This is a genomic window from Micromonospora sp. WMMC264, assembly GCF_027497275.1.
Taxonomy (GTDB): Bacteria; Actinomycetota; Actinomycetes; order Mycobacteriales; family Micromonosporaceae; genus Micromonospora; species Micromonospora chalcea.
This window is the reverse complement of record NZ_CP114907.1, coordinates 6,756,095-6,782,674: the sequence shown is the minus strand read 5'-3', so window position 1 is coordinate 6,782,674 and position 26,580 is coordinate 6,756,095. Positions and strand designations below refer to the sequence as shown.

Here is a 26,580-nt window from a genome sequence, read left to right as displayed (position 1 = left end):
TGCCACCTCCCTACTCTCCTCGTGCCGACCGTGGACTCATCCCCGTTGAGCAGCCAGAACAGCGCCGCTCGCGAGGTGTGTCATGAGGCTATTCCTCGCCCTCGGGCGAGGGCAAACGATTTACGGCTAGTTTTCAGAAGTTTTCTGTGAGCAGACCTCGTCCACCGTGGCGCCCGCCACCAGGGCGAGGACCGTATCACCGTAAAGCCCGACTTTTCGGGGCCCGATCCCGGCGATCGCCACCAGTTCCTCGGTGCGACCGGGCTTCCGTTCGGCCAGCGCGGTGAGCGTGGCGTCGGTGAAGACCACGTACGCCGGCACCTTCTGCGCTCCCGCGACCCGCTGCCGCCACTCGCGCAGCCGCTCGTACAGCTCCTCGTCGATGTCCGACGGGCAGGTCGGGCAGCGGCCCAGTTTGCGGTCCGCGCCGGCGAGCAGCGTCGCGCCGCAGATCCGGCACGAGACCACCTGCGGCCGGCGCCGCTCGGCCCGCCGCGCCGGTCCGCCGCCGCCGGCCCGCTCGCCGCCGCCGGAGCGGTCGAGCTGCGGCAGGAAGCGCGACGGCCTCCGGGCCCGCCCACCCGGCGAGCGCGCCGTGGCGTACGACAGCCAGAGCCACTCCCGGGCCCGGGTGATCCCGACGTAGAGCAGCCGCCGTTCCTCCTCGACCTGCTCCATGGTCTTCGCGTACGTGGTGGGCAGCGTGCCCTCGGCCAGCCCGACCAGGAACACCGCGTCCCACTCCAGCCCCTTCGCCGAGTGCAGCGACGCGAGCGTGACCCCCTCGACGGTGGGCACGTGCTGCTGGGCGGCCCGCCGGGCCAGTTCCTCGGTGAACCCGGTCAGCCCCGGCTCCGCCTCGGCGTCGGCGGCGTACTCCTCGGCGAGCTGGACCAGCGCGGCGAGCGCCTCCCACCGCTCGCGCGCGGCGCCGCCGGGCGGGGGCGCGTCGGGCGCCCAGCCGACCGCCGAGAGCCCTTCGACCACGGCGGCCGGCAGCGGCGTGTCGACGGACGCCGACCGGGTGGCGGCGCGCAGCGCGATCATCGCCTGGCGCACCTCGGGCCGTTCGAAGAACCGCTCCGCGCCCTGGAGCACGTACGGCACGCCGGCCTCGGAGAGCGCCTTCTCGTACGCCTCGGACTGCGCGTTGGTGCGGAACAGCACAGCGATCTCCCGCGCCGGGGTGCCGCCCGCGACCAGCGCCCGGCAGCGGGCGGCGACCGCGTTCGCCTCGGCCGGCTCGTCGGTGAAGATCCGCAGTTCCGGCTCCGGACCGGGCCGGCGCTGGCCGTGCAGCTCCAGCCGCAGCCGCGCCTCGGTGCCCCGCGCCTGGGAGATCACCGCGTTGGCCAGCCCGACCACCTGCGGGGTGGAGCGGTAGTCGCGGACCAGCCGGACCACTGTCGCGCCCCGGTGCAGCCGGGGGAAGTCGACCAGGTACGACGAGGTCGCGCCGGTGAACGAGTAGATCGTCTGGCTGGCGTCGCCGACCACTGTCAGGTCGTCCCGGCCACCCAGCCACGCCTCCAGCAGCCGCTGCTGGAGCGGGTTGACGTCCTGGTACTCGTCGACCACGAAGTGCCGGTACTGGTTGCGCACCTGCTCGGCGACGTCCGGATGCTCCTCGATGCCCCAGACCGCGGCGCGCAGCATGTCCTCGAAGTCGATCACCCCGTTGCCGCGCTTGAGCCGCTCGTACGCGTCGAACACGTCGGCCACCCGGGCCGGCTCGTACGGCGTCTCGCGCAGCGCCTTGGCCGCGGCGACCACGTATTCCCCGGGCTCGACCAGCGACGACTTGGCCCATTCGATCTCGGCGGCGAGGTCGCGCGCGGCGGCCCGGTCGGCGCGCAGCCCGACCTTGGCGGCGGCGAGCGTGACCACCCGCACCTTGCTGTCCAGCAGCTCCGGCATGGCCCGCCCGGCCAGCAGCCGGGGCGCGAAGTAGCGGACCTGCCGCAGCGCCGCCGCGTGGAACGTGCGCGCCTGCACCCCCTGCACGCCGAGCACGGTGAGGCGGCTGCGCATCTCGGCCGCGGCGCGGGCGGTGAACGTGACCGCCAGCACGTGCCGGCCGGCGATGTCGCCGGTCAGCGCCCGGTACGCGATCCGCGACGTCACCGCCCGCGTCTTGCCGGTGCCGGCGCCGGCCAGGATGCAGACCGGCCCGGCCGGGGCGGTCACCGCGGACCGCTGCTCCGGATCCAGCCCGGCCAGCACCCGTTCCGCACCTGAGTGAACGCCCACAGCAGGGAATCATCCCAGCATCGTGTGACGTTGCAGCGGTTAGCCTGGCCTGATCGGACCGGGCGCGAGCCACCCCTTGGAGGACCAGACCATGCTGACGATGTATTCCACCCCGTGGTGCGGCTACTGCCACCGGCTGAAGTCGCAGCTCGACCGGGAGGGCATCGCGTACGAGGTGGTCGACATCGAGCAGGACCCCGCGGCCGCGGACTTCGTGATGAGCGTCAACGGCGGCAACCAGACCGTGCCGACGCTGCGCTTCGCCGACGGCAGCGCCCTGACCAACCCCTCGATCAACCAGGTCAAGCAGCACCTGGCCGCGCTGCCCGGCTGATCTCCCGCGACACTGCGAGCGGCCGTACCCGACCCGGGGTACGGCCGCTCGCCGTCGTTCAGGAGCCGCCCCGACTGAGCACGCCGTCGTCGGCCGGCTTCCGGGGCCCCGGGATCCGCACCGGCCCGGCGACCGGCGCGCTCAGCCCGCGGCCCCGCCACAGGTAGAGGCCGGCCGCCGTGGTGACCGCCCCGACCACTGCGAACAGCAGCCGGTAGTCGAACACCCCGACGAGCAGCGCGCCGGTGCCGATGGAGAGCGCCTGCGGACCGCTGACCAGGGCCTCCGACGCCGCGGTGACCCGGCCGAGCAGCCGCGGCGGCGTCCGCCGCTGGATCAGCGTGTTCAACCCCACCATGGTCAGCGGCAGCGACAGGCCGGCCAGCAGCAGCGCCACCACCCCGAGCCACAACCGGGGGTACGCGAGCGCCAGCGCGGCCGGTCCGAAGAACGTCACCCCGGCGGCCAGCGCCCCGACTTCGCCGTACCGGCGGACCACGGCGGCCGAGAACAGGCCGCCGACCAGGCCGCCGACGCCCTGCACCATGACCAGCACGCCGACGAACGCGGCCTCGCGGCGCAGACCCAGGTCGACGTACGCGAAGATCAGCGACTCGGTGAAGCCCATCACCAGCGAGCCGAGCCCGTACCCGAGCAGCGCCCGGCGCAGCGCCGGCTCGCCGGTCAGGTGGCGCAGCCCGGCGCTCAGCTCGGACGGCCCGCGGCGGCCGGACCGGGACGGTTCCCGCTCCTGCGCCCGCAGCCGGCCGACCACCGCCGCGGCCACCAGGAATCCGGTCATGGCCAGGACGGCGAGCAGCCAGCCGCCGACGGCGGCGTAGACGCCCGCCCCGGCGAGCGGCCCGATCAGCCGCAGGCCCTGCCGGACCGTCTGCAGCAGTCCGTTCGCGTCGGCCAGCGACTCGGCCGGAACCAGATGCCGGATCAGTCCGTTGAGCACGGCGGCGAGGGTGATGTACGACAGTCCGTAGAACGCCGCGACCACGTAGATCACCCAGACGTCGGAGCGGTCCCGGACCGTGAGCAGCGGACTGAGCAGCGCCGCGGCGACCAGGTTGGCGGCGATGAAGAAGGGTTTCCGGCGGTAGCGGTCGACCACCCAGCCGACGAGCGGGGCGAGGGCCATCGGTGCGATGACCGCGAAGATGGTCGCCCCCGCCATGCTGTCCGACCCGGTCAGATCCTTGACCCAGACGGCCAGGGCGAGCAGCAGCACCGACTCCGCCGCCATGCTCGCCACCACTGCGGCGAAGAGGAGACGGAAGTCGGGGCGGCGCAGGACGGTGCGCATCGGGTTGCCTCCGGCAGGGGTGCGCCACCAGGGGCGCGTCGGGGGTGGGCGCTGGTGAAGACACCCTCCACAGTCCTCTTTTTGTCTCGTGACACGCCCGTGCCGGAACCTCCGACGCCGGTCGCGACGTCCATACTGACCGTGGGGGGCGAATTTCATACAGTTACCGTCGCGTCCTGCGACGGTCGACGGGAAAGAGGACGCCGTGCCTCCTGCCGTACCAGGCCCGATTCTGCGCCGCCGTCGACTCGGCATCGAGCTGCGCCGGCTCCGCGAACAGGCCGGTCTGACCGGTGACCAGGTCATCGAGCGGATCGGCTGGGCCTCCGCATCCAAGTTGTCCCGCCTGGAGAACGGCCGCAGCCGGCCCGACCCGGACGACGTGGACGTGCTGTTGACGCTCTACGGCGCCGACGAGGAGCAGCGCGCGGAACTGACCGGCATCACCCACGAGGCCGGCGACATGCGCGGCTGGCTGCGCAACTTCCCGGTGATGACCCAGCAGCAGCGCGCCTTCGCCGAGCTGGAGGCCGGCTGCGCGGAGATCTCCGAGTACAACCCGGTGCTGGTCCCGGGGCTGCTGCAGACGCCCGGGTACGCCCGGCACCGGATCATGTCGGCCGCGCAGGTCGCCGCCCAGGCCGGCGACCAGGAGCACGAGGACCCGGAGACCGAGGTACGCGCGCGGCAGGCCCGCCAGTCGCTGCTGACCCGCTCCCCCGACGTGCCCCGGTACACGGCCGTGCTGGAGGAGGCCGCCCTCGGCCGGCGGGCCGGCCCGCCGGAGGTGCTGCACGACCAGCTCGTCCACCTGTGCGAGATGGCCCTGCTCCCGAACGTGACGTTGCTGCTGCTGTTGCGGGACACCCGGGTCGGCGACTGGTACCTTCCGCCGACCGCGTTCTCGGTCTACCGGTTCGCCGATCCGCTCGATCCGGAGACATTGGCCATCGAAGGTGGGTTCACCGACGTCATGTCGACCGAGGTGAACACCCTAAATCGCTATAAAGTGGTGTTCGAGTGGCTATGCTCGTCGGCACTCTCCGCATCGGACACCCTCTCCTGGTTGATCGAGGCGACAGGACGGCTGACCGGCACGGCAGTCGAGTCCACGGCGGTGTACGGGCCGGCAACGGCGCCGACCCAGCGCCGCCGGGACTCGGGGCGCCTCACCACGGAGCGGTGATCCGGTAGGACACCGTCCGCGCTCCGGCGTCGCTCGGTCCCATCGGAGCACCTCACCAGGAGCAAGCACCATGAACAAGATCCGTACCAGCACGACCGCCCTCTCGGGACAGCTCGTGGGCGCCGCCTGGCGCAAGAGCACCCGCAGCCAGACCTCCAACTGCGTGGAGGTCGCGCCGCTCGGCACCGGGCCGGCGACCATGGCGCTGCGGGACAGCAAGGACCCGAGCGGGCCGGTCCTGCTGTTCGACCGGGCCGGCTGGCTCGGCTTCCTCGCCGGAGCGAAGAACGGTCAGTTCGATCTAGACTGATCCGGCGAACGTTCGGGGCCGTCGGCGTCACGCCGGCGGCCCCTCGCGTGTCCGGCCCCGACAACGGTGCTGACCTGGCATCCCCCGATCGGTCGAGGTGGCGCGTTCCACTTGTCGGGAGGACACATCGGCGTAACATGACGCGGGAGTGACGTGGAAGTTCCAGCGGGTAACCGTCCACTCTCCGGGGGACACCATGCGGTTCCTGATCGTCCGCACCGAGATCCGTACCGCCGCCGACGCCGACATCGCCGCCGCCTGGGCCGGTGGGGGCCGCCTGCGGGACGAGACGAGCACGCCGGAACCCCGCCGCCAGGTCGTCCACGCCGAGGACCGGGACGCCGCGCTCCTGCTCGCCCGAGCGCTGTCCGCCGTCGGGGCGGTACGCGCCGGCCGGCACCGGGTCAAGGTGCTGCCCATCGAGGAGCCCGCACCGGGGCAGCCGTACCGCTGGCACGGTGGATGACCGGACGCTGACGTCCGTCGTGGCCGGACCGGCTTCCCCCGCCGATCATCGCCTCACCCGGCCACGACGGCCCGTGTTCCCGGCCCGCGACCGTCGCGGCAACGACGGTCCGGGCCGGGACCGTGCCCGCCCGGCCCTGCGCCCGCCAGCCGAAACGCCCCAACCCGACGGGCGGGCGGAACCAGGGCGGGTCAGCAGTGGCCGTCGAGCCAGCGGTGCACCAGGAACAGCGCGATCGACGACGGCGGCGGCAGGACCAGCCGGTCTCCCCCGCCCACCGGCACCGGCTCGCCGGCCAGCGCGCCCCCGATCTCCCGGCGGGTGAACCAGCGCGCGTGCGCGATCTCAGCCAGGTCGACCCGGATCGGCGCGTCGGCGTCGGCGCGGGCCAGGAAGCCGAGCATCAGCGAGCCGGGGAACGGCCAGGACTGGCTGCCCACGTACGCGATCTCCTCGACCGGGACGCCTACCTCCTCGCGGACCTCGCGGAGCACGGCGGCCTCGGCCGACTCGCCGGGCTCGACGTATCCGGCCAGGCAGGAGTAGCGGCGCTGTCCCGGGGTGCGCGGCCAGGCCGCGTTGTTGCCGAGCAGGCAGCGGCCGTCCGCGCCGTCCATGCCGTCGTGCACCAGCACGATCATGGCCGGGTCGGTACGCGGCCAGACCCGGTCGCCGCCCGGGTCGATCCGTGACCAGCCGGCCTCGTCGGCCTGCGTCGCCTTCCCGGTCGTGGACGAGTAGCCGTGCCGCAGGTGCCAGTTCAGCAGCGCCAGCGCGGTGGTGAACAGGCCCGCGTCCCGGTCGGTCATCAGGTGGCCGACCTCGCGCAGGTGCGCCGGGCGGGTCTCCGGCAGCGCCGGCAGCGGCCCGTCGACCGCGAAGACCGGCACGCCGTCCGGCTCGACGCCGAGGAACATCGGCACCGACCGGGGCACCTCGGGCAGGTCGCCGGGGCCGACCAGGACCAGTTCGGGTGGGCTCGCCACGCCCCGGACCAGGGCACGCCCCTCGGCGGCGGAGTCGAGCACCAGCACCCGCGCCCGCTCCCACGCCTCGGCCAGCCAGGCCGGGTCGGTACGCCGGTGGGCGGCCCGGTCGAGCGTGGACCGGGCCAGCGGCGGCGCGGGCTCGCCGCTCACGCGGATTCCGTACGCACCGGTGTCAGCGCGGCGAGCGAGTCGGCCACCCGTTCGGCGTCGCCGAGCACGACGGTGACCGCGCGGGCCGGCGCCAGGTAGCGGGCGGCCACCTCGGCCACGTCGTCCACAGTCGCGGCGGCGAGCCGGGCTGCGTGCTCGGCGAGGAAGTCCAGCCGCAGCCCGTTGCCGGCGTACGCGCTGGTCAGCGACGCGAGCCCGGCCTGGGTCGACATGCCGAGCTGGAGCGTGCCGAGCGCGTACTGGCGGGCCTGCTCCAGCTCGTCGGCCTTCGGCGGCACCGTGGCGAGCCGGCCCAGCTCGTAGTTCGTCTCCACCAGCGCCGCCGCTGTCACCTCGGTGGCCACCTCGGCGCCGGCGACGAGCACCGAACCGGCCACCGAGTGCTCGACGAGCGAGTGCGGCCCGTACGTGTAGCCCTTGTCCTCGCGGATGTTCTCCACCCAGCGGGAGGAGAAGTAGCCACCGAAGATGAGGTTCGCCAGTTGCAGCGCGGCGTGGTCCGGGTGGGTGCGCGGCACCGCGGGCAGGGCGAGGCGCAGCGACGACTGCACCGAGCCGGGCCGGTCGACCAGCAGCAGCGGCCCGGGTTCCAGCGGCGGCGCGGGCGGCAGTTCGGCGACGTGGCCGTCGCCGCGCCAGCCGGCGAGCGCCTGCTCGGCCGCGTCCAGCGCCCGCTCCGGCGCCACGTCGCCGACGAGCACGAGCACCGCCCCGGCCGGGTGCACCCGCTCGGCGTGCAGCCGGCGCAACGCGGCCGGGCGGACCGCCCGGACCTGGTCCGGGTCGGGCGTCTGCACGGCGTACGGGTGGCGGCCGTACACCCGCTTGAGCAGGGCGGTTCGGGCCAGGTGCGAGGGCTGGCTCTGGGCGACCTGGATGCGGTCGACCAGCCGGTCCCGTTCGGTCTCCACCCAGTCGGCCGGGTAGTTGGCGCCGGTGAGCACCTCGGCGAGCAGTTCCAGCATCCGGTCCAGGCCGGTGACCAGGCCCGCGCCGGAGAGCATCAACCGGTCCGGGTCGAGCCCGGCGGTCAGTCCGCCGCCGACCTTCTGCAGCTCGGCCGCGATCTCGGTGGCGCTGTGCGCCTGCGTGCCGGCGAGCATGGTCTGCGCCAGCATCGCGCCGCGGGCCAGGTGCGTGCGCCCGAACGGCATCCACAGTCGCAGCTCGACCAGCGGTACGGCGGAGCGGCGTACCGCGATCACGGTGAGGCCGTTGCGCAGCGTGCGCTCGGCCTGCTTGGGCACCTTGAGACGGCGGTTCGGGCGCAGCGCCGGAAGCGGCCGGACGGCGGTGGCGGTGGTCGTACTCGTGCTCATCGGGCTCCTCCGGCGACGACCTCGACGGACGCGCGGCGCTCGGGCCGCAGGGTCGCGGCGGCGGCGCGGACCTGGTCCTCGGTCACCGCGCCGACCAGCCGGGGCAGCTCGTTGAGCAGGCCCGGCTCGCCGCGCTGCTGTTCCAGCACGGCCATCCGCAGCGCCCGGCCGAGCACCGCGTCGGTGTCGCGCAGCAGGTGGGTGGCCATCCGGGCCTGGGTGCGCGCCAGCTCCCCGTCGGTCAGCCCGTCGGTCGCCAGCCGGTCCAGTTCCTCGTCGATGGTGCGCAGCACCTTGTCCACGTCGCCGCCGGGCGGCAGGTGCGCCTGGAGCAGCAGCGCGGTGGGATCGCGCACGTCGAACGGGTCGCCCATGAAACCGACGTACCCGCCGAGGCTGGTGACCGACCGGTCGCGCTGCACCAGCCGCTCGACCAGCCGGGACGCGTCGCCGTCGGTGAGCACCTCGGCCAGCACCACGTAGGGCAGGTAGCCGGCGAAGTCGTCGACCGGGTCGGGCACCCGCCACGCGCCGGCCACCGCCGGCAGCGGCGCCAGCGCGTCGGTGTACGTGCTGCGCCGCTCGGTGGTCAGGTCGGGCTCGGCGAAGTCGGGCCGCTGCGGGGCGGGACGGGCCGGGACGTCGCCGAAGTGCCGTTCGATGAGCGTGGTCGCCTCGGCCACGTCGATGTCGCCGCTGACCGCCAGTACGGCGTTGCCGCTGGCGTAGTAGCGGCGGAAGAAGTCGGCGGCGTCGGCCACCGTCGCCGACTCCAGGTCGTCGAAGGAGCCGTAGCCGTCGTGCGCGTTGGGGAAGGTGTCGAACATCACCGGAGGCAGCGTCAGCCAGGGGAACCCGCCGTACGGCCGGTTCAGCACGTTGACCCGGATCTCCTCCTTGACCACGTCGACCTGGTTGCGCAGGTTCTCCTCGGTCAGCCGGGGGCCGCGCATCCGGTCGGCCTCCAGGAACAGCGCGCGTTCCAGGGCGTTGGCGGGCAGCGTCTCGAAGTAGTCGGTGTAGTCCAGGTGGGTGGAGCCGTTGAACGTCCCGCCGGCGCCCTGGACGTGCCGGAAGTGGGCCAGCTTCTCCAGGTTCTCCGACCCCTGGAACATCAGGTGCTCGAAGAGGTGGGCGAAGCCGGTGCGTCCCTCCGGCTCGGAGCGGATGCCGACGTCGTAGACCACAGCCACCCCGATGACCGGGGCGCTGCGGTCCGGCGTGAGCACCACACGCAGGCCGTTGTCGAGGGTGAACCGTTCGGCCGGGTACTTCGTCGCTGGGATCTTCGCTCTCCGCGTGGACACGAGATCGACATTAGCGCTTCCGTACCGGCTCTATCGCCGGTGTGCCCTGGCCGAACGGTGGACTGTTGCGGGACGGGTCTTGACGCCGACGGCCACTTGCCCCACTCTTCCTACCAACTAAATAGGAATACTGCGGATTGGACATTCGATGAGAGGGCTTCCCCTGCGCCGCCTGGTCACCCTGGCGACCCTGGCCGCGGTCGGCGCGGCCACGCTCGGCACCACCGCCGCCTGCGGCGAGGACAGCGACGCCGCCGGCGGGTCCGGCCCGGTCACGCTGCGCCTGGGCTACTTCCCCAACATCACGCACGCCCCGGCCGTGGTCGGCGTGGAGAAGGGGATCTTCAAGGAGAAACTCGGCAGCGACGTCGAGCTGGACACCAAGACCTTCAACGCCGGCCCGGCCGCCATCGAGGCGGTCTTCTCCGGCGCGCTCGACGCCACGTACATCGGCCCGAACCCGACGGTGAACGCCTTCTCCAAGTCCAAGGGCGAGGCGGTCCGGGTCATCTCCGGCGCGGCGTCCGGCGGCGTCGCGCTCGTGGTCAAGCCCGGCATCACCTCGGTGGAGCAGCTGCGCGGCAAGAAGATCGCCACTCCGCAGCTCGGCAACACCCAGGACGTGGCGCTGCGCTTCTGGCTCAAGGAGAAGGGCCTGGAGACCACCAAGGAGGGCGGCGGCGACGTCAAGATCGTGCCGCAGGAGAACGCGCAGACGATCGAGACGTTCGGCAGCGGCGCCATCGACGGCGCATGGGTGCCCGAGCCGTTCGTCTCCCGGCTGGTCAACGCCGGCGGCAAGGTGCTCGTCGACGAGCGTGACCTCTGGCCGGACAAGAAGTTCGTCATCACCAACCTGCTGGTCAGCACCAAGTTCCTCAAGGCACACCCGGACGTGGTGAAGAAGCTGGTCGAGGGCCAGGTCGCGGCGAACGAGTTCGTCAACACCAAGCCGGACGAGGCGCAGCAGGCCATCTCCGACCACATCGGCAAGATCACCGGCAAGCCGCTGGACCTCAAGCTGATCAAGCAGGCCTGGCCGACGCTGGAGTTCACAAACGACCCGATCCCGGCCTCGCTGAAGACCGGCCTGGACCACGCCGTCGCGGTCGGGCTGACCCAGCCGGTCGACCTGAACGGCCTGTACGACCTCAAGTACCTCAACGAGGTCCTCAAGGCGCAGGGCAAGGCCGAGGTCAGCCAGCCGTGACGTCGACGACCACGACCCCGCGCAGCGCGACCGGCTCGGTCGCGCTGCGCGGCGTCACAAAGGTGTACGGCCAGGGCGACCAGGCCGTCCTGGCGCTGGACGGACTGTCCCTGGACATCGCGCCCGGCGAGTTCGTCTGCATGGTCGGCGCGTCCGGCTGCGGCAAGAGCACGCTGCTCAACCTGGTCGCCGGCCTGGACCGGGCCAGCGGCGGCACCATCGAGCTGGGCGAGGGCGTCAACCCGGGGCTCATGTTCCAGGAGCCGGCGCTCTTCCCGTGGCTCACCGTCGAGGGCAACGTCGAGGTGCCGCTGAAGCTGCGCGGTCTCCCCCGCGACCAGCGCAAGGAGCGGGTGGCCGAGCTGCTGCGCACGGTCCACCTGTCGGAGTTCGGCCGCAAGCGCCCGCACCAGCTCTCCGGCGGCATGCGGCAGCGCGTCGCGCTGGCCCGCACACTCGCGCTGGAGACGCCGGTGCTGCTGATGGACGAGCCGTTCGGCGCGCTGGACGCGATGACCCGCGACATCCTGCACGACGAGCTGGAGCGGATCTGGACCGAGCGCAAGCTCACCGTCCTGTTCGTCACGCACAACGTCCGCGAGGCGGCCCGGCTCGCCGACCGCATCGTGCTGCTCTCCAGCCGGCCCGGCCGGATCATCTACTCCACCGAGGTCGCCGTGCCGCGCCCCCGGCGGATCGACTCGCCGGAGGTCTCGGCCATCGCCGCCGAGGTCACCGACCGGCTGCGCAAGGAGGTGGGCCGGCATGGCCAGTGACACCCTGTCCGCGTCGGCGCGGGCCGACGCGGAGATCTCCGGGCTCGACGCGCTGGAGATCGCCGGCCGGGAGAAGGGCCCGTCCCGGGTACGCCGCCTGTGGTCGGCCACCTGGCCCAAGCTCGCCGCGCTCGCGCTCGCGGTGGCGATCTGGCAGGCGGTGGTCTGGTCCGGGTGGAAGGAGCCGTGGGCGCTGCCCGGCCCGGCCGTGGTCTTCGGCGACCTCGGGGAGTACCTGCTCAGCTCGGCGCTCTGGGAGGGCCTCGCCACCACGGCCCGGCGGGCGGCCGTCGGGTTCGCCGCCGCGGTCGCGGTCGGCCTGCTGCTCGGCCTCGGCGTGGCCCGGGTCAAGGTGCTCCGGGCCGCGCTCGGCTCGATGATCACCGCGTTGCAGACCATGCCGTCGATCGCCTGGTTCCCGCTGGCCATCCTGCTGTTCCAGCTCAGCGAGCAGGCGATCTTCTTCGTGGTGGTGCTCGGCGCCGCGCCGTCGGTCGCCAACGGCGTCATCCACGGCGTGGACTACGTGCCGCCGCTGCTGGTCCGCGCCGGCCGCAACCTCGGCGCCCGGGGGCTCAACCTCTACCGGTACGTGATCGCGCCGGCCGCGCTACCGGCCATCGTGGCCGGGCTCAAGCAGGGCTGGGCGTTCGCCTGGCGCAGCCTGATGGCCGGTGAGCTGCTGGTGGTCATCGCCACCCGCACCTCGATCGGCGCACAGCTGACGTACGCGCGTGAATTGAGCGAGGCGCCCCGGCTGATGGCCATCATGATCGTCATCCTGGTGGTGGGCCTGCTCGTGGACACCGCGTTCGGGGCCGCCGACAAGGCGATCCGCCGCCGCTGGGGCGTGCTGGACCAGGCCGGCAACTGACGTCGTGTACATCTCCGCGCGCGCCGACTACGCGCTCCGGGCCATGCTCGCCGTCGCCGACGCCGCCGGTACCCCCGGCGACGCGGTGTCCGGCGGCGGCGAGCTGGTCAAGGCGGCGAGCCTGGCCGAGAGCCAGGACATCCCGCTCAGCTTCCTCCAGGGGATCCTGCTCGACCTGCGGCGGGCCGGGCTGCTGCACAGCCATCGCGGCACCGAGGGCGGGTACGCGCTGACCCGCCCGCCGGACGAGATCAGCGTGGGCGACGTGCTCCGCGCGGTGGGTGGCGCGATCACCAGCGTCCGGGGCATCCCCGCCGACCGGGCCGGCTACCACGGCGTGGCCACCGGCCTGCGGGACGTGTGGCTGGCGGTGGACGGCGCGATCGCCCTGGTCGTGGACCGGACCACGCTCGCCGACCTGCTGAGCGACCGGGCGACGGCACCCTGACGCGCGTCCGGTCACAGGGCGACGGCGCGCGGGGTCGCGGACCCGGCCGGTTGTCGGCCACAGAGGGCATGACTCCTGGCCGATATGACTCTCGGGCATATTTATACCTGAGAGTCATATCGCTTTCCGGGCATCATCCGCCCGGCGCGGCTACTGAGCGTGCGGGATGCTCATCCCGGGCGTGAAGCTGCGGGCGGCGCCGCGATCCGGCGAGCCGCCGTCGGAGGGCCGCCAGGGCCCGAACGCGGCCACCGCGGCGAGCGCCAGGCCGGCCCCCGCCACCGCGAGCACCAGCAGCACTTCCCGTGCACCGCCCGATCCGGCTTCCCCCGCCATGAACCGCTCCCTCCGCGTCCGGCCGACCCCCCGACCGGTCCCCGCCCGACAGCATCGCCGCCACGGCGAGGCCGGACAGTCGGACAGCCGACCGAACGTCGACTGATTCCCGACTCAGGGACGGTCGGCCGGCCCGCTCGAAGCCGAGCCGGTCAGGCGCGGTCAGCGGCGGCGCGGACGCCGGCGAGGACGGGTCGCCGGGGCGGGGTGCGCGGCAGCGGGCGCGGCGATGGTCACCGGCACACCGGACGGCTCCCGGGCGCCGGTGAGCCGGCTCAGCTCGCTGTCGCCGGGGCGTACCCGGGTGGTCTTGGGGTTGATGCCCGCGGTGCTCATCAGCCGGGCGACGTCGCGGCGCTGCTCCGGCAGCACCAGCGTGACCACGGTGCCCGACTCGCCGGCCCGCGCGGTCCGGCCACCCCGGTGCAGGTAGTCCTTGGCCTCCGCGGGCGGGTCGGCGTTGACCACCAGGTCCAGCCCGTCGACGTGGATGCCCCGGGCCGCCACGTCGGTGGCCACCAGCGCGGTGACCTGGCCGGTGCGGAACTGCTCCAGGATGCGGGTGCGCTGCGGCTGCGACTTGCCGCCGTGCAGCGCCGCGGCACGTACGCCCTTGGCGAGCAACTGCCGGGCCACCCGGTCGGCGCGGTGCTTGGTGGCGATGAAGACGATGGTGCGGCCCTCGCGGGCGGCGATGTGCGCCAGGGCGGCCTGCTTGTCGTCCGCCTCGAGGTGCAGCACGTGGTGGGTCATCGCGGTGACGGTGGCGGTGCCCGGGTCGACGGAATGCGTCACCGGGTCGGCCAGGAATCGGCGGACCAGCCGGTCCACGCCCCGGTCCAGGGTGGCCGAGAAGAGCATCCGCTGCCCGCCCGGCGCGACCTGCTCCAGCAGCTTCGTCACCTGCGGCAGGAAGCCCATGTCGGCCATCTGGTCGGCCTCGTCCAGCACCGTGATGGTCACCTGGTCCAGCCGGGCGTCCCCGCGGTCGATCAGGTCGTGCAGCCGGCCCGGCGTGGCCACCAGCACCTCGGCGCCGGCGCGCAGCGCGGCCGCCTGCCGGGTCAGGGAGAGCCCGCCGACCACTGTGGCGCAGCGCAGCCCGAGCGTGGCAGCGTACGGGGTGAGCGCGGCGGTGACCTGCGCGGCCAGTTCCCGGGTGGGTACGAGCACCAGCGCGAGCGGACGGCCCGGGCGGGCCCGGCGGCCGGCCGTACGGTGCAGCAGCGGCAGCCCGAACGCGAGCGTCTTGCCGGAGCCGGTGCGGCCCCGGCCGAGCACGTCGCGGCCGGCCAGCGAGTCCGGCAGCGTGGCCGCCTGGATCGGGAACGGCGCGGAGATGCCCTGCGCGGTCAGCTCGGAGACGAGCGCCGGCGCCAGGCCGGTGGCGGCGAACGTGGGCAGGGTCGTGGTCATGCGGAAAGCCTTCCTCGAGGCGGCACGTGTCGAGGAAGGGCGCCGGGCTGCGGCGCGTCACCGGCGTCACCGGTGGTCACAAGCACGAACCGAAAGGGACGGGCCGGCCCGGCAGAGGCGGGCCGGCCCGTGCACCGCGCCCGAGAGGGCGCGGTGGTGGTGCCGGTTGATCCGAAGATCAGAGCGGGCGGATGTTCTCCGCCTGCGGGCCCTTCTGGCCCTGGGTCACCTCGAACTCGACCCGCTGGTTCTCGTCCAGGCTCCGGTAGCCGGAGGTCTGGATCGCCGAGAAGTGGGCGAAGACGTCGGCGCCGCCGTCGTCCGGGGTGATGAAGCCGAAGCCCTTGTCAGCGTTGAACCACTTGACGGTGCCAATTGCCATGTGTTTCGTCTCCTTGACGGAACGGTCGGCCCGCACGTGTTGCGGGCCGGAGAGGAGCACCCCGCGCGTGGAATACGCGGCGTGCCTGTCGCTGCTGGTCGCCCCGCCCGGAGAACTCCGGACACAACAAAGAGCGCCTGGGGCCACAATCCGCCAGGCGCACACAGAGTCTCTGGAAACCAAAACTGCAACCCGGACAACGTATCACGGACTCGTGCGCTGCGGTAGATCCCCCGGGATTTCCGGCACGGCGGCCACCAGATCGGCCAGCCCGTCCGCGTCGAGCAGGTCGGCCGGGCGGACGGTCACCGAGTCCCGGACGTAGTGGAACGCCGCGCCGACCCGCTCCACCGGCACCCCGGCCAGTTCCGCCCAGGCCAGCCGGTAGACCGCCAACTGCACCGCCGCCGCGTCGGCCTCCCGGCCGGTGGGCTGCCGCCCGGTCTTCCAGTCGACCACGTCGTAGCGCCCGCCCGGGCGGGCGAACACGGCGTCCATCCGGCCCCGGATCACCACCCCGGCGACGACAGTGGCGAACGGCACCTCCACCTCCACCGGCACCCGGTCGGCCCACTCGCTGGCCAGGAAGCGCTCCTGCAACTCGACCAGGGCCTCGTCCGGGGCCGCGTCCTCGTCCGCCGCGCCGGGCAGCTCGTCCACGTCGAGCAGCCGGTCCGCGCCGAAGCGCTGCTCCAGCCAGGCGTGGAACGCGGTGCCGCGCCGGGCGTACGGCGTCGGTTCGGTGGGCATCGGGCGGCGCAGCGTACGGGCCAGCGCCTCCGGGTCGCGGCGCAACGCCACCAGCTGGGTCACCGAGAGATGGCCGGGCAGTTCGACCTCGACCGCCTCGGCCTGCCGGGCCAGCTCCGCCCGCTCGGCGAGCAGCAGCTCGGCCTCACGCCGCCAGCGGGCCACCTCGGCGTCCTCCGCCGCGCCGGTGGTGGCGAGCAGCGCCGCCTCGCGCCGGGCCACCTCCGGGTCGGCGAGGTACCGGCGGACCAGCGCCGCCGCCTCGGTCAGCGCGGGCCGGCGGGCGCCCAGCGGGTCGGCCGGCCACTCGGCCCGCAGCACCGTCTCGGTGGTCGGGTTCACCGCGTCCCCGGCCGGCTCGGGCGTCCACGCGTCGACCACACGGCCGTCCGGGTCGGCCAGGCAGGCGTCGTGCACCTCCCGCAGGAACACCGACGGGCCGCGGAACCGCTTGGTCCCCTCCCCCCACCAGTAGCCGGAGCAGAGCAGCAGGCGGCGGGGGCGGGTCACCGCCACGTACGCCAGCCGGCGCTCCTCCCGCTCGTCGTGCGCCCGCCAGTCGTCGGTGAACTCGGTCAGCGCCCGGGCCACCCCGCGCTGGTCCTCCGCCTCCGGCAGGGCCAGCTCGGGCAGCCCGTCCGCGTCGCCGCGCAGCGGGAACGGCAGCACGCCCAGCCCGCCCAGCCAGTGGTCGGAGTTGCGCACCGGCCCCGGCCAGACGCCCCGGGTCATCCCGGCCACCGCCACCACGTCCCACTCCAGGCCCTTGGCGGCGTGCGAGGTGAGCACCTGCACCGCGCCGGCCACCACCTCGACCTCGCCCGGCGCCAGCCCGCGCTCCTCGTCCTCGGCGGCGGCCAGGTAGGCGAGGAAACCGGCGAGCGTCGCGCCGGGCGTCTCGCCGCTGAACCGGGCCGCCACGTCGCCGAGCGCGTCCAGGTGCGCGCGGGCCAGCCCGGCGTCGCCCGCGCCGTCCCGGCCGGCCCGGACCGCCACCTCGACGTCGAGGCCGATGGTCCGCTCGATGTCCGCGATCAGTTCCGGCAGCGACTGGTCCAGGCGGTAGCGCAGCAGCGCCAGTTCCATCCCGTACGAGCGCAGCCGCGCGTAGCCCTCGGCCGAGTACGCCTGCGCCGGCCCCAGGTCCGCCAGCGCCTCCACGAGCGTCGCCTCGTCCAGCACGTCCACGGTGATCTCCGGGCCCTCGTCGCCGGTCAGTTCCCGGCGGCTGCGGGCGATCGCGCGAGCGCGGCGGTGCAGGGCGACCAGGTCACGCGGGCCGATCCGCCAGCGCGCGCCGGTGAGCAGTCGCAGCAACGCCGCCCCGTCGGTCGGGTCGGCGAGCACGCGCAGCGTGCACACCACGTCCCGTACCTCGGGGGTGTCCAGCAGCCCGCCCAGGCCGACCACGTCGACAGGAAGCCCACGGGCGCGCAACGCCGCCTCGATCGCCGGGATCTGGCTGCGCAGCCGCACCAGCACCGCGGTGGTCGGGCGGCGGTCGGCCGGGATGTGCTCGGGCAGCGCGCCGGGCATCCCGGCCGCGCCCCGCCAGGCCGCCAGCACGCTGTCCGCGATCCAGTCGGCCTCGTCGGCGTACGTCTCCAGCAGCGCGCAGTGCACGGTGCCGGCGGCCTGCCCGCCCGGGGTACGGTGCGGGATCGGGTCGCGGACGCTGAGCGCGGCGTGCAGCTCCGGCACCCGCGCGCCGGCCGCCCGCAGCGGCACCGACAGCGTGTTGGCGACACCGAGGATCTCCGGCCGGTTGCGCCAGCTCGTGGTCAGGCTGAGCACGTCGGCGGGGCTGCCGTCGGTGCGGGCGAACTCGGCCGGGAACCGGTCGAGCGTGCCGGCGCTGGCCCCGCGCCAGCCGTAGATGGACTGGCACGGGTCGCCCACGGCGGTGACCGGGTGGCCGCCGCCGAACAGCGCGTTGAGCAGCACCACCTGGGCGTGGCTGGTGTCCTGGTACTCGTCGAGCAGCACCACCCGGAACCGGTCCCGCTCGATCACGCCGACGCCGGGGTGGTCGCGGGCCACCCGGGCCGCGCGGGCGAGCTGGTCGGCGAAGTCCATCGCCTCGAAGTCGTCCTTGCGCCGGGCGTACGCGCGCACCAGCGGCAGCAGCTTCAGCCGGGTCCGCTGGAGCTGGAGCGCCTTGCGCACGTCGGCGTAGACCCGGCCGGGACGCGACTGCACCTCGGCGAAGAACCGGCCGGTCCAGCCGGCCAGCTCGTCCGGGTCGACCAGGTGCTCGTCCAGCTCACCGGCGAGCGCCAGGACCGCGTCGGTGATGGTGGACGGCATCCGGTCCACCTCGGACATGTCCCCGTCGTAGTTGCGCACCAGCATGTCGACGAGCTGCCAGCGGGACGCCTCGGTGAGCAGCCGGGTGGTCGGCTCGTACCCGGCGCGCAGCCCGTGCTCGGTGACGATCCGCCCGGCGTACGAGTGGTACGTGGACACGGTCGGCTCGCCCGCCAGCGGGTCGTCGTGCGGGTCCCGCCCCTGCCGGCCGAGCCGCCGGATGAGCTGGTCGAGCCGCGTGCGGACCCGGTGGGCCAGCTCGCCGGCCGCCTTGCGGGTGAAGGTGAGGCCGAGGATGTGCTCGGGGCGTACGTAGGAGTTGGCGACCAGCCACACCACCCGCGCGGCCATCGTCTCGGTCTTGCCGGAGCCGGCGCCCGCGACCACCAGCAGCGGTTCCACCGGCGCGGCGATGATCGCGGCCTGTTCCCGGGTGGGCGCGGGCAGCCGCAGCAGCCGGGCCAGCTCGACGGGCGTGTAGCGGGGCCCGGCGTCGGCGGTACGCGGCGCGGGCGTGGCGGAGGCGCCGAACAGCGCCGGCTGAACGCTCACGGTGCCGTCCTTGTTCGCGACTGCGGGGCTCGCAGAACCGGCTCACTCCTCGCGCTCACGAGCCCTCCGGGGGCGGCTCGACCACCTGGCGGCCCTGGCCGGAGACCGGGCAGCTGGTGCGTACCGGGCAGACCCGGCACTTGGAGTTGGCCACCGCGGCGAACGTCGAGGCGGCCATCGTGTCGGCGGTACGGCGCACCAGCGCGGTGGCCCACCCGGCCTCCGGCCCCTCCCCGGCCGCGGCCTGGGTCTGCTCCTTGGCGTCCCGCGCTCCGGTGCCGAGCTGCACCAGCGCGGCCCCGCCCGGTTCCTCGCCGAACTCGGCGAACCCGCCCGCCTCCACCGCCGCCTGGTACGCGCCGAGCTGCGGATGCTCGGCCACCTCCCGCTCGGTGACCGCCGTCGACTTGCCGGTCTTCAGGTCGATCACCACGAGCCGCCCCTCGGCGTCGACCTCCAGCCGGTCGACCCGGCCGGTCAGCTCGATCGGGCGGGACGGATCGTCGAGGCGGACCGCGAACTCGTGCTCGATCGCCAGCAGCCGGCGCGGGTTGCCGGCCAGCCAGCGCAGCAGCTTGTCCACCATCGCCTCGGCGCGCTGCCGCTCCGGACCGGCCATCCACCGGGCGGCCAGCTCGATCGCGTCGAACCGCGCGGCCACGTACTCCAGCAACGCCTCCCGGTCGACGCTGGCGTCCTCGGCCAGCATCGCGGCGGCGTGCACCAGGTTGCCGACGCCCTGCGCGGCGCTCGCCGGCCCGCTGCCGCCGTGCCGTTCCAGCAGCCAGCGCAGGCTGCACCGCAACGCGCTCTCCATCGCCGACGGGGTGACCCGCACCGGCTCGCCCTCGTCGACCAGCGGCCGGTCGTCGGAGAGGCCGCGCAGCCCCCACCAGTCGTCCGGGTGCGCGCCGGGCACCCCGGCGGCGGCCAGCCGCGCCAGCTCACCCGCCGCCGCGTGCCGCCGGGTGATCGGCGCCGCCGGGTCGGTGACAGCGGTACGCAGCTCCGCCACCAGCGCGGACAGGGTGAGACCGCGTGGCGGCAGCGTGACCGGGAGTACGGCGGGCGGCCCGTCCTGCGGATGCTCGTCCCCGTGCGGCACCGGCCCGTCAGCGGTTTGCCCGCGCGTGACCTGGCCGGTCGGTCCGTTCCCGGTCGGGTCCGGGCCGGTCGGGTCCGGGCCGGTCGGGGCGGTGCCGCCTGCGCCGGTGGCGGGTGGGTCGGCGGCTGCGATTTCGTGCAGGAAGCGGCTCGGCTGCTCCTCGTGGTCGTCCCCGCCGACCGCCGCCGACGCCACAGCGGTGACCAGCAGCCGCCGCCGGGCCCGGCTGATCGCCACGTGGAACAGTCGCCGCTCCTCGTCCAGCAACGCCGACGTCTGCCCGACCAGGCTGGCCCGCAGGCCGGCCCCGTCGGCGCGACCGGCCAGCACGTCGACCAGGCGCTCCGAGCCGAGCAGGCTGCCGCGCAGGCGCAGGTCCGGCCAGACGCCCTCCTGCACCCCGGCCACCGCGACCAGGTCCCATTCCAGGCCCTTCGCGGCGTGCGCGGTGAGCAGGCGTACCGCGTCGCCCCGGTCGGCGGCGGCGGCGAGCGTGTCGGCGGGCAGTTCCTGCCCGAGAACGTGGTCGAGGAACACCTCGGTACGCGCGCCGGGCAGCCGGTCGGTGAACCGGGCCGCCGCGTCGAACAGCACGAGTACGGCGTCCAGGTCCCGGTCGGCGGCCTCGGCCCGCCACCGCTGGGCGGTCTCGTGCTCGCCGGTGGCCGCCCGCCCCCTGGTGATCGCCCCGGCCCAGCGTTCGGCCAGCCCGCTCTCCCGCCACACCGCCCAGAGCACGTCCTCGACCGTCGCGCCCGGGGTGGCGGCGGCCTGCCGGGCGGTCTCCAGCAGGTGCGCCACGGCCTGCGCGGGGGCCGCCCAGCGGCGCTCGATGGTGGACAGCTCGGCCGGGTCGCGCAGCGCCTCCACCAGCAGGTCGCCGGAGGGACGGCGGTCGCCGCCGGCCAGCGCCAGCGCCCGCAGCCCTTGACGCAGCCGCCGCTCGGCCAGCGGGTCGGCCCCGCCCAGCGGCGAGTGCAGCAGCGCGACAGCGGCCTCCTCGTCCAGCCGGTCCGGTTCGAGCGCACAGCGCAGCAGGAGCAGCAGCGGGGCGACCGCCGGCTGGAGGTGCAGCGGAAGGTCCTCGCCGTGCACGACGGTCGGCACCCCGGCCGTGTGCAGCGCGCGCCGCAGCGACGGCAGTTGCCGGCCGGTGGAGCGGACCAGCACCGCCATCCGGGACCACGGCACGCCGTCGAGCAGGTGCGCCTCGCGCAACGCGTGCGCCAGCCAGGCCGACTCGCTGGTGGCGGAGCGGAACGTCCGTACCTCCACCGTTCCGGCCGGCGCATCGGGCAGCGGGCGCAGCCGCCGGTGCGCCGCCGGGCCGCGCAGCCGCCGGGCCAGCCGGGCGGTGGCCGCGAGCAGTTCCGGCCCGGCCCGGTACGAGGTGGTGAGCGTGACCTGGGCAGCCGGCGCGCCGGAGGCGGTGCGGAAGCGGTGCGGGAACGTGGCGACGCCGGCCGGGTCGGCGCCCCGGAAGGCGTACGTGGACGAGTCCGGGTCGGCGAACGCCACCAGGGACCGCCCGCCTCCGGCCACCACGGCGAGCAGGTCGAGCTGCGCCGGGTCGGTGTCGGCCAGCTCGTCGACGTACACGTGGGCCAGGCGGCGGCGCTCAGCGGCGAGCAGCTCGGGATCGTCGAGCAGCATGCCGGTGGCGGCGCGCACCAGCTCCGCCGGGTCGTACGCGACCGAGCCCCTGTTGCTCACGTCGCGCAGGGCGAGCACGGCGACGTACTCGCGCAGGAAACGCGCGGCGGCCGGCCAGTCGGCGCGGCCCAGCTTCTCGCCGAGCCGGGCCAGCTCCACCGGCCCGACGCCGCGCTCCGCGGCCCGCATCAGCAGGTCGCGCAGCTGCTGGGCGAACGCCCGGGTACGCAGCGCGGGGCGCAGGTCCTCCGGCCAGCCGACCGGGTCGTCGCCGGGCTCCTCCCCCACCACGTCGAGCAGCTCGCGGATGATCAGATCCTGCTCCGGGCCGGTGAGCAGCCGGGGCGAGGGCTCGCCGCGTTCGGCCGCGGCACGACGCAGCAGCCCGAAGGCGTACGCCGGGAACGTGCGCACCAGCGGCTCGCGGACCACGCGGTGTCCGTCCCCGGCGATACGCGCCTCGATCCGGTGGCGCAGCTCGGTGGCGCCCCGCCGGCCGAAGGTGAGCACCAGGATCCGCTCCGGGTCGACGCCCTCGGCCACCCGGGCGGCGACCGCCTCGACGAGCGTGGACGTCTTGCCGGTGCCGGGACCACCGACGACGAGCATCGGCCCGTCGGTGTGCGCCACCACCTCGGCCTGCACCGGATCGACCCGGCGCGAGACGTTCGTGCCCGCCCCGGCCCCGGTCCCCGCCGAAGCGGCCGACGGTGACGACGCCCCGGTCCCGGTCTGCGGCGAAGCGCTGTCGTGCGGCGTGGCGGTCTGTGGGTGCGCGGCATCGCCCGCCGACCCCCCGGATCGCGGCTCCGCCTCGGCCGGCCCACCGGACCGACCCACCCCCTGCCCCGCCCCGGCGTCGTGGGTGACCCCCGCCCCCGCGCCGCCGGGCCGGCGCACCAACCGGTACGCCTGCATCACCGACATCCCACCACGCCGGTACGACACCCGGAAACCGACAGTCGTCCCGCCCGTCACCAGCTCACCTTGCCCGCGGCGCGCACCATTGCCGGCTCCGCCCCACGCCCGGCTCCATGCGTTCACGCCACCTCGGCGAAGTGGCCACATCACGCGCGCCCGGACACCACCACCTCCCCGAAGTGGTGTCGATCAAGCACGCCGAGACGGTGGTGAACAAGCACGCACGAGCCGGACAGGCGCACGTCAGGTGAGGCGGGCGTCGATCAGGTCGAGCGCGGCGGGCACGCTGTCGGCGACCATCAGCAGGTCCAGCGCGGCCGGCTTGAGGAAGCGCTGCTCGCCGAGCCCGCGGATCCAGTCGAGCAGCGGCCGGTAGAAGCCGTCCACGTCCACGATCACCATCGGCTTGGCGTGCAGGGCCAGGGTGGCTGTGGTCCACACCTCGAACAGCTCGTCCAACGTGCCCAGGCCGCCGGGCAGCGCCACGAACGCGTCGGACTTCTCGTCCATCAGCGTCTTGCGGTCGGCCAGGCTGTCGGTCACCAGCAGCTCGTCGGAGTCCAGGTCGGCGACCTCCAGGTCGACCAGGGACTGCGGGATGACGCCGATGGTGCGGCCGCCGGCCGCCCGCGCGCCCTCCACCACGGCGCCCATCATGCCGACGCAGCCGCCGCCGCTCACCAGCGTGTGACCGCGCCGGGCGAGTTCCTCGCCGGTCTCGGTGGCCAGCGCGAGCCAGCGGTCGTCGAGGGTACGGGAGGACGCGCAGAAGACACAGACGTTCGCCACGTTCAGCTCCGTCCGGCCGGGCCCTCGGGGGCGGCCTCGGCGGCGGCGCGCTGGTCGGCGGCGACCCGGGCGACCGCCTCCTCGCGTACCGCCTCCTGCTCGGCGGAGAGCACCGCCTCGGCCTCCACGATGTGCCGGACCGCTTCGTTGACGTCGTCGGTGAGCCGGATCAGGTCGAGGTCGGCCGGGCCGATCTTGCCCTCGGCGGCCATCGTCGTACGCAACCAGTCGAGCAGTCCGCGCCAGTAGTCGGTGCCCATCAGCACCACCGGGAACCGGGTCACCTTGCCGGTCTGCACCAGGGTGAGCGCCTCGAACAGCTCGTCCAGGGTGCCGAAGCCGCCGGGCAGCACCACGAACGCCTGGGCGTACTTGACGAACATGGTCTTGCGGGCGAAGAAGTAGCGGAAGTCGATGGCCAGGTCGACCCAGTCGTTGAGGCCCTGCTCGAACGGCAGCTCGATGCCGAGCCCGACGGAGAGGCCGCCGGCTTCGCCGGCGCCACGGTTGGCGGCCTCCATCACGCCGGGGCCGCCCCCGGTGATCACCGCGTAGCCGGCCCGGGCCAGTGCCGCGCCCACTTCCTCGGCCATCCGGCACTCCGGGCTGTCCGGCTTGCTGCGGGCGGAGCCGAAGACGCTCACCGCCGGGGGCAGGTCGGCGAGGGTGTCGAAGCCCTCGACGAACTCGGACAGGATCCGCAGGGCCCGCCAGGCGTCCTTGGTCTTCCAGTCGCTGCGTCCCCGGGAGTCGAGCAGTCGCTGATCAGCGGTACTCGTCGGAATCGCCCGGTTGCGCAGCGTCACCGCACCGCGGTGCCGTTCCGCCCGACGCGTCTCCCCCCGCTGCCCCTGCCCAGCCGTCTTCCCGCTGCTCTCGCCCATGTGGTCACCGTAATGGAGCGGATCCGGCGGGACGCGCTGGCCCGGGAGCCGAAGAAAATCTGGGATACGGGCAACTAAATCGCTGGCTCGTACGTCTTACTATTCACATACCCGGTATACCCCGGGCGACGCGCCTTCGGGGGAGGAGCCAGCGTTGATCAGTAACAGCGAGATGATCCGGATTCGCCGTCAGATGCAGCGGCGGATCCGCGACGTGGTGGCCGAGCGCCGCCGCGCCCGGATGATGGAGACCCACCGCACCGACCTCACCGGCGAGACCGGCGAGGCGGACGCGCCCCTGACGACCAGCGTCTGACGATCCGGGGCCCGCCAGGCGGGTGCGGGCCCCGGATCGCGGCGCGTCAGGCCGGGGCCAGCCAGCGGTGCAGGGTGGCCGCGCCGTCCCGGATCTTGGTCAGTTCGACGTGCTCGTCCTTGTGGTGCGCCAGGTTCGGGTCGCCGGGCCCGAAGTTCAGCGCCGGGATGCCCATGGCCGCGAACCGCGCCACGTCCGTCCAGCCCAGCTTGCCGATCGGGGCGGCGCCCACCGCCGCCAGGAACTCCTGCGCCGCCGGGTTGTCCAGCCCGGGTGGCGCGCCGGCCGCCGCGTCGGTGACCGCCAGGTCGAAGCCGGCGAAGACCTCGCGCAGGTGCGCCTCGGCGCCCGCCGGGTCGCGGTCCGGGGCGTACCGGTAGTTGATCTCGATCTCGCACCGGTCGGGGATGACGTTGCCGGCCACCCCGCCGGTGATCCGTACCGCGTTGAGGCCCTCGCGGTAGTCGCAGCCCTCGATCGTCACCCGGCGCGCCTCGTACGTGGTCAGCCGCCGCAGCACCTCGCTCGCGCCGTGGATGGCGTTCACCCCGTGCCAGGAACGCGCCGCGTGGGCCCGCTCCCCGTGCGTGGTGATCACCGCCCGCATGGTGCCCTGGCAGCCCGCCTCGACGATGCCGTACGTCGGCTCCAGCAGCACCGCGAAGTCGGCCTCCAGCCACTCCGGGTGGGTCTGCGCGACCAGGGTGAGGCCGTTGTACTTCGACTCGATCTCCTCGGCCTCGTAGAAGAAGTACGTGACGTCGTAGCGCGGGTCGGGCAGCGTGACCGCCAGGTGCAGGGCGAACGCCACGCCGGACTTCATGTCGGAGGTGCCGCAGCCGTACATCAGGTCGCCGCGCATGGTCGAGGGGAAGTTGCCGTTGAGCGGGACGGTGTCCAGGTGGCCGGCGAGCACCACGCGCTGGGCCCGGCCCAGGTCGGTACGGGCCATGACGGTGTTCTGGTGCCGGTACGTGGTCAGGTGCGGCACACGGCGCAGCACCTCCTCGACGCAGTCGGCGATCGCCTTCTCGTTGAGGGAGACCGACTCGATGTCGACCAGGGCGCGGGTCAGCGCCACCGGATCGGCCAGGACCTCGGGGGTCAACGGGTTCTGCATGTCTCGCACGGTACCGTCAACCTCGGCGGGCCAGGGAACACGTTCGGCGAGGCCCGCGGCCGCGAGCAGCGGCGGACGCCGTTGCCGGAGGAGAAGGGTGACATCGTGACGTCCGCACCATCTGCCTGGGGCATCGGCCTGGCCACCGTCACCGCCGAGGACCAGGTGCTCGACACCTGGTACCCGACCGGCAAGCTGGGCCTGGGCGAGCTGCCGCTGGTGCCCGGCGAGGACCAGGCCGACGTGCTCGACCTGCCGCCGGGCGCGATCGGCGCGCGTGCGCTGCCCGGTCTGCGCACGGTCGAGGTGACCACGGTGATCGGTTCGCTGGACGACCCGATCAAGGACGCGGCCGACGCGTACCTGCGGTTGCACCTGCTCTCCCACCGCCTGGTGCGGCCGAACGAGCTGAACCTCGACGGCATCTTCGGCAAGCTGGCGAACGTGGCCTGGACGTCGGCCGGGCCGTGCCCGCCGGAGCGGGTGGACGAGCTGCGTGTCATCGAGCGGGCGGCGGGCCGCCACCTGGCCGTGTACGGGGTCGACAAGTTCCCCCGGATGACCGACTACGTGGTGCCGTCCGGGGTGCGGATCGCCGACGCGGACCGGGTCCGGCTGGGCGCGTACCTGTCCTCCGGCACCACCGTGATGCACGAGGGCTTCGTCAACTTCAACGCGGGCACGCTGGGCACCTCGATGGTCGAGGGCCGCATCGTGCAGGGCGTGGTGGTCGGCGACGGCTCCGACGTCGGCGGCGGCGCCTCGATCATGGGCACGCTCTCCGGCGGCGGCACGGAGAGGGTGCGCATCGGTGAACGCAGCCTGATCGGCGCGAACGCCGGTGTCGGCATCACGCTCGGCGACGACTGCGTGGTGGAGGCCGGCTGCTACATCACCGCCGCCTCGAAGATCACCCTGCCGGACGGCCGGACGGTCAAGGCCCGCGAGCTGTCCGGCGTCGACGGGCTGCTGTTCTGGCGCAACTCGGTGACCGGCGCGCTGGAGGCGAAGCCCCGCACCGGCCAGGGCATCAAACTGAACGCCGCGCTGCACGCCAACGACTGAGCCGTACCCCCGTCCGGGTCCGCGCCCACCGC

The 26,580-nt window shown here is 74.0% G+C and carries 23 protein-coding genes; 10 read left to right on the top strand and 13 right to left on the bottom strand.

From position 1 onward, the window contains the following. Positions 1-126: 126 nt before the first annotated feature. Complete coding sequence (locus O7542_RS30445) at positions 127-2,250, bottom strand: ATP-dependent DNA helicase UvrD2 (RefSeq protein WP_281605535.1); 2,124 nt, start codon at positions 2,248-2,250, stop codon at positions 127-129. A gap of 91 nt (positions 2,251-2,341) precedes the next feature. Between O7542_RS30445 and O7542_RS30440 the strand changes: the two genes are divergently transcribed. Continuing rightward, complete coding sequence (locus tag O7542_RS30440; RefSeq protein ID WP_043328458.1) at positions 2,342-2,584, top strand: mycoredoxin; 243 nt, start codon at positions 2,342-2,344, stop codon at positions 2,582-2,584. A 58-nt stretch (positions 2,585-2,642) separates the two neighbouring features. Here the strand turns inward: O7542_RS30440 and O7542_RS30435 are convergent, their stop codons facing one another. Then, on the bottom strand, positions 2,643-3,896 hold the full coding sequence (locus O7542_RS30435; protein ID WP_043328456.1) for an MFS transporter: 1,254 nt from the start codon (positions 3,894-3,896) through the stop codon (positions 2,643-2,645). Positions 3,897-4,101: 205 nt separating this feature from the next. Here O7542_RS30435 and O7542_RS30430 point away from each other — a divergent pair, with 205 nt between their 5' ends. From O7542_RS30430 to O7542_RS30420, 3 genes are all read left to right on the top strand, one after another. Beyond that, positions 4,102-5,082, top strand: a complete 981-nt coding sequence (locus tag O7542_RS30430) for a helix-turn-helix transcriptional regulator (RefSeq protein WP_030503665.1) — start codon at positions 4,102-4,104, stop codon at positions 5,080-5,082. Positions 5,083-5,152: 70 nt separating this feature from the next. Continuing rightward, positions 5,153-5,392 (top strand): DUF397 domain-containing protein, encoded by a 240-nt coding sequence (locus tag O7542_RS30425; RefSeq protein ID WP_069087338.1) that lies wholly within the window; start codon positions 5,153-5,155, stop codon positions 5,390-5,392. Positions 5,393-5,588: 196 nt separating this feature from the next. Next, positions 5,589-5,858 carry a hypothetical protein gene (locus O7542_RS30420; RefSeq protein ID WP_064447902.1) on the top strand — a complete coding sequence of 90 codons (270 nt, stop codon included), beginning with the start codon at positions 5,589-5,591 and terminating at the stop codon, positions 5,856-5,858. A gap of 191 nt (positions 5,859-6,049) precedes the next feature. On the opposite strand, the gene nudC is transcribed toward O7542_RS30420, so the two are convergent. From nudC to O7542_RS30405, 3 genes are read right to left on the bottom strand one after another with little or no spacing between them, the layout of a single operon-like run. Further along, entirely contained in the window at positions 6,050-6,997 is a 948-nt protein-coding gene (nudC, locus tag O7542_RS30415; RefSeq protein WP_281605534.1) for an NAD(+) diphosphatase, read from the bottom strand. Then, positions 6,994-8,337, bottom strand: a complete 1,344-nt coding sequence (locus O7542_RS30410; protein WP_281605533.1) for a pitrilysin family protein — start codon at positions 8,335-8,337, stop codon at positions 6,994-6,996. Before O7542_RS30410 ends, nudC begins: the two co-directional genes overlap by 4 nt. Further along, positions 8,334-9,644 carry a pitrilysin family protein gene (locus O7542_RS30405; RefSeq protein WP_064447904.1) on the bottom strand — a complete coding sequence of 437 codons (1,311 nt, stop codon included), beginning with the start codon at positions 9,642-9,644 and terminating at the stop codon, positions 8,334-8,336. Before O7542_RS30405 ends, O7542_RS30410 begins: the two co-directional genes overlap by 4 nt. 148 nt (positions 9,645-9,792) lie before the next feature. Here O7542_RS30405 and O7542_RS30400 point away from each other — a divergent pair, with 148 nt between their 5' ends. From O7542_RS30400 to O7542_RS30385, 4 genes are read left to right on the top strand one after another with little or no spacing between them, the layout of a single operon-like run. Beyond that, on the top strand, positions 9,793-10,854 hold the full coding sequence (locus O7542_RS30400) for an ABC transporter substrate-binding protein (protein WP_064447905.1): 1,062 nt from the start codon (positions 9,793-9,795) through the stop codon (positions 10,852-10,854). Continuing rightward, positions 10,851-11,630 carry an ABC transporter ATP-binding protein gene (locus O7542_RS30395; protein ID WP_030503658.1) on the top strand — a complete coding sequence of 260 codons (780 nt, stop codon included), beginning with the start codon at positions 10,851-10,853 and terminating at the stop codon, positions 11,628-11,630. The genes O7542_RS30400 and O7542_RS30395 overlap by 4 nt, the downstream gene beginning before the upstream one ends. After that, positions 11,620-12,504 carry an ABC transporter permease subunit gene (locus tag O7542_RS30390; RefSeq protein WP_030503657.1) on the top strand — a complete coding sequence of 295 codons (885 nt, stop codon included), beginning with the start codon at positions 11,620-11,622 and terminating at the stop codon, positions 12,502-12,504. The genes O7542_RS30395 and O7542_RS30390 overlap by 11 nt, the downstream gene beginning before the upstream one ends. Positions 12,505-12,508: 4 nt before the next feature. Then, a complete protein-coding gene (locus O7542_RS30385; protein ID WP_069087336.1) occupies positions 12,509-12,952 on the top strand; it encodes an Rrf2 family transcriptional regulator in 444 nt (147 codons plus the stop codon). Positions 12,953-13,102: 150 nt separating this feature from the next. Here O7542_RS30385 and O7542_RS30380 read toward each other — a convergent pair whose 3' ends face one another. The 7 genes from O7542_RS30380 to O7542_RS30350 form a co-directional block, all read right to left on the bottom strand. Beyond that, positions 13,103-13,288 (bottom strand): hypothetical protein, encoded by a 186-nt coding sequence (locus O7542_RS30380; protein WP_281605532.1) that lies wholly within the window; start codon positions 13,286-13,288, stop codon positions 13,103-13,105. A 162-nt stretch (positions 13,289-13,450) separates the two neighbouring features. Beyond that, a complete protein-coding gene (locus O7542_RS30375; RefSeq protein WP_030503654.1) occupies positions 13,451-14,704 on the bottom strand; it encodes a DEAD/DEAH box helicase in 1,254 nt (417 codons plus the stop codon). A 178-nt stretch (positions 14,705-14,882) separates the two neighbouring features. Beyond that, positions 14,883-15,086, bottom strand: coding sequence for a cold-shock protein (locus O7542_RS30370; protein ID WP_013288421.1), 204 nt, complete (start codon positions 15,084-15,086; stop codon positions 14,883-14,885). Between the two features lie 204 nt (positions 15,087-15,290). After that, positions 15,291-18,695 (bottom strand): UvrD-helicase domain-containing protein, encoded by a 3,405-nt coding sequence (locus O7542_RS30365; RefSeq protein WP_281605531.1) that lies wholly within the window; start codon positions 18,693-18,695, stop codon positions 15,291-15,293. Between the two features lie 55 nt (positions 18,696-18,750). After that, a complete protein-coding gene (locus tag O7542_RS30360; protein ID WP_281606516.1) occupies positions 18,751-22,371 on the bottom strand; it encodes a PD-(D/E)XK nuclease family protein in 3,621 nt (1,206 codons plus the stop codon). 246 nt (positions 22,372-22,617) lie between these two features. Further along, a complete protein-coding gene (locus O7542_RS30355) occupies positions 22,618-23,163 on the bottom strand; it encodes a TIGR00730 family Rossman fold protein (RefSeq protein ID WP_043328444.1) in 546 nt (181 codons plus the stop codon). A gap of 2 nt (positions 23,164-23,165) precedes the next feature. After that, positions 23,166-24,047 (bottom strand): TIGR00730 family Rossman fold protein, encoded by an 882-nt coding sequence (locus O7542_RS30350; protein ID WP_043328443.1) that lies wholly within the window; start codon positions 24,045-24,047, stop codon positions 23,166-23,168. 154 nt (positions 24,048-24,201) lie between these two features. On the opposite strand from O7542_RS30350, the gene O7542_RS30345 reads away from it, so the two are divergent. Then, positions 24,202-24,363 carry a hypothetical protein gene (locus tag O7542_RS30345; RefSeq protein WP_166457212.1) on the top strand — a complete coding sequence of 54 codons (162 nt, stop codon included), beginning with the start codon at positions 24,202-24,204 and terminating at the stop codon, positions 24,361-24,363. Between the two features lie 46 nt (positions 24,364-24,409). Here the strand turns inward: O7542_RS30345 and dapE are convergent, their stop codons facing one another. Next, positions 24,410-25,483, bottom strand: coding sequence for a succinyl-diaminopimelate desuccinylase (dapE, locus tag O7542_RS30340; RefSeq protein ID WP_043328442.1), 1,074 nt, complete (start codon positions 25,481-25,483; stop codon positions 24,410-24,412). Between the two features lie 105 nt (positions 25,484-25,588). Here dapE and dapD point away from each other — a divergent pair, with 105 nt between their 5' ends. After that, positions 25,589-26,548, top strand: coding sequence for a 2,3,4,5-tetrahydropyridine-2,6-dicarboxylate N-succinyltransferase (gene dapD, locus O7542_RS30335; RefSeq protein WP_043330947.1), 960 nt, complete (start codon positions 25,589-25,591; stop codon positions 26,546-26,548). The last annotated feature ends 32 nt before the right edge of the window (positions 26,549-26,580 follow it).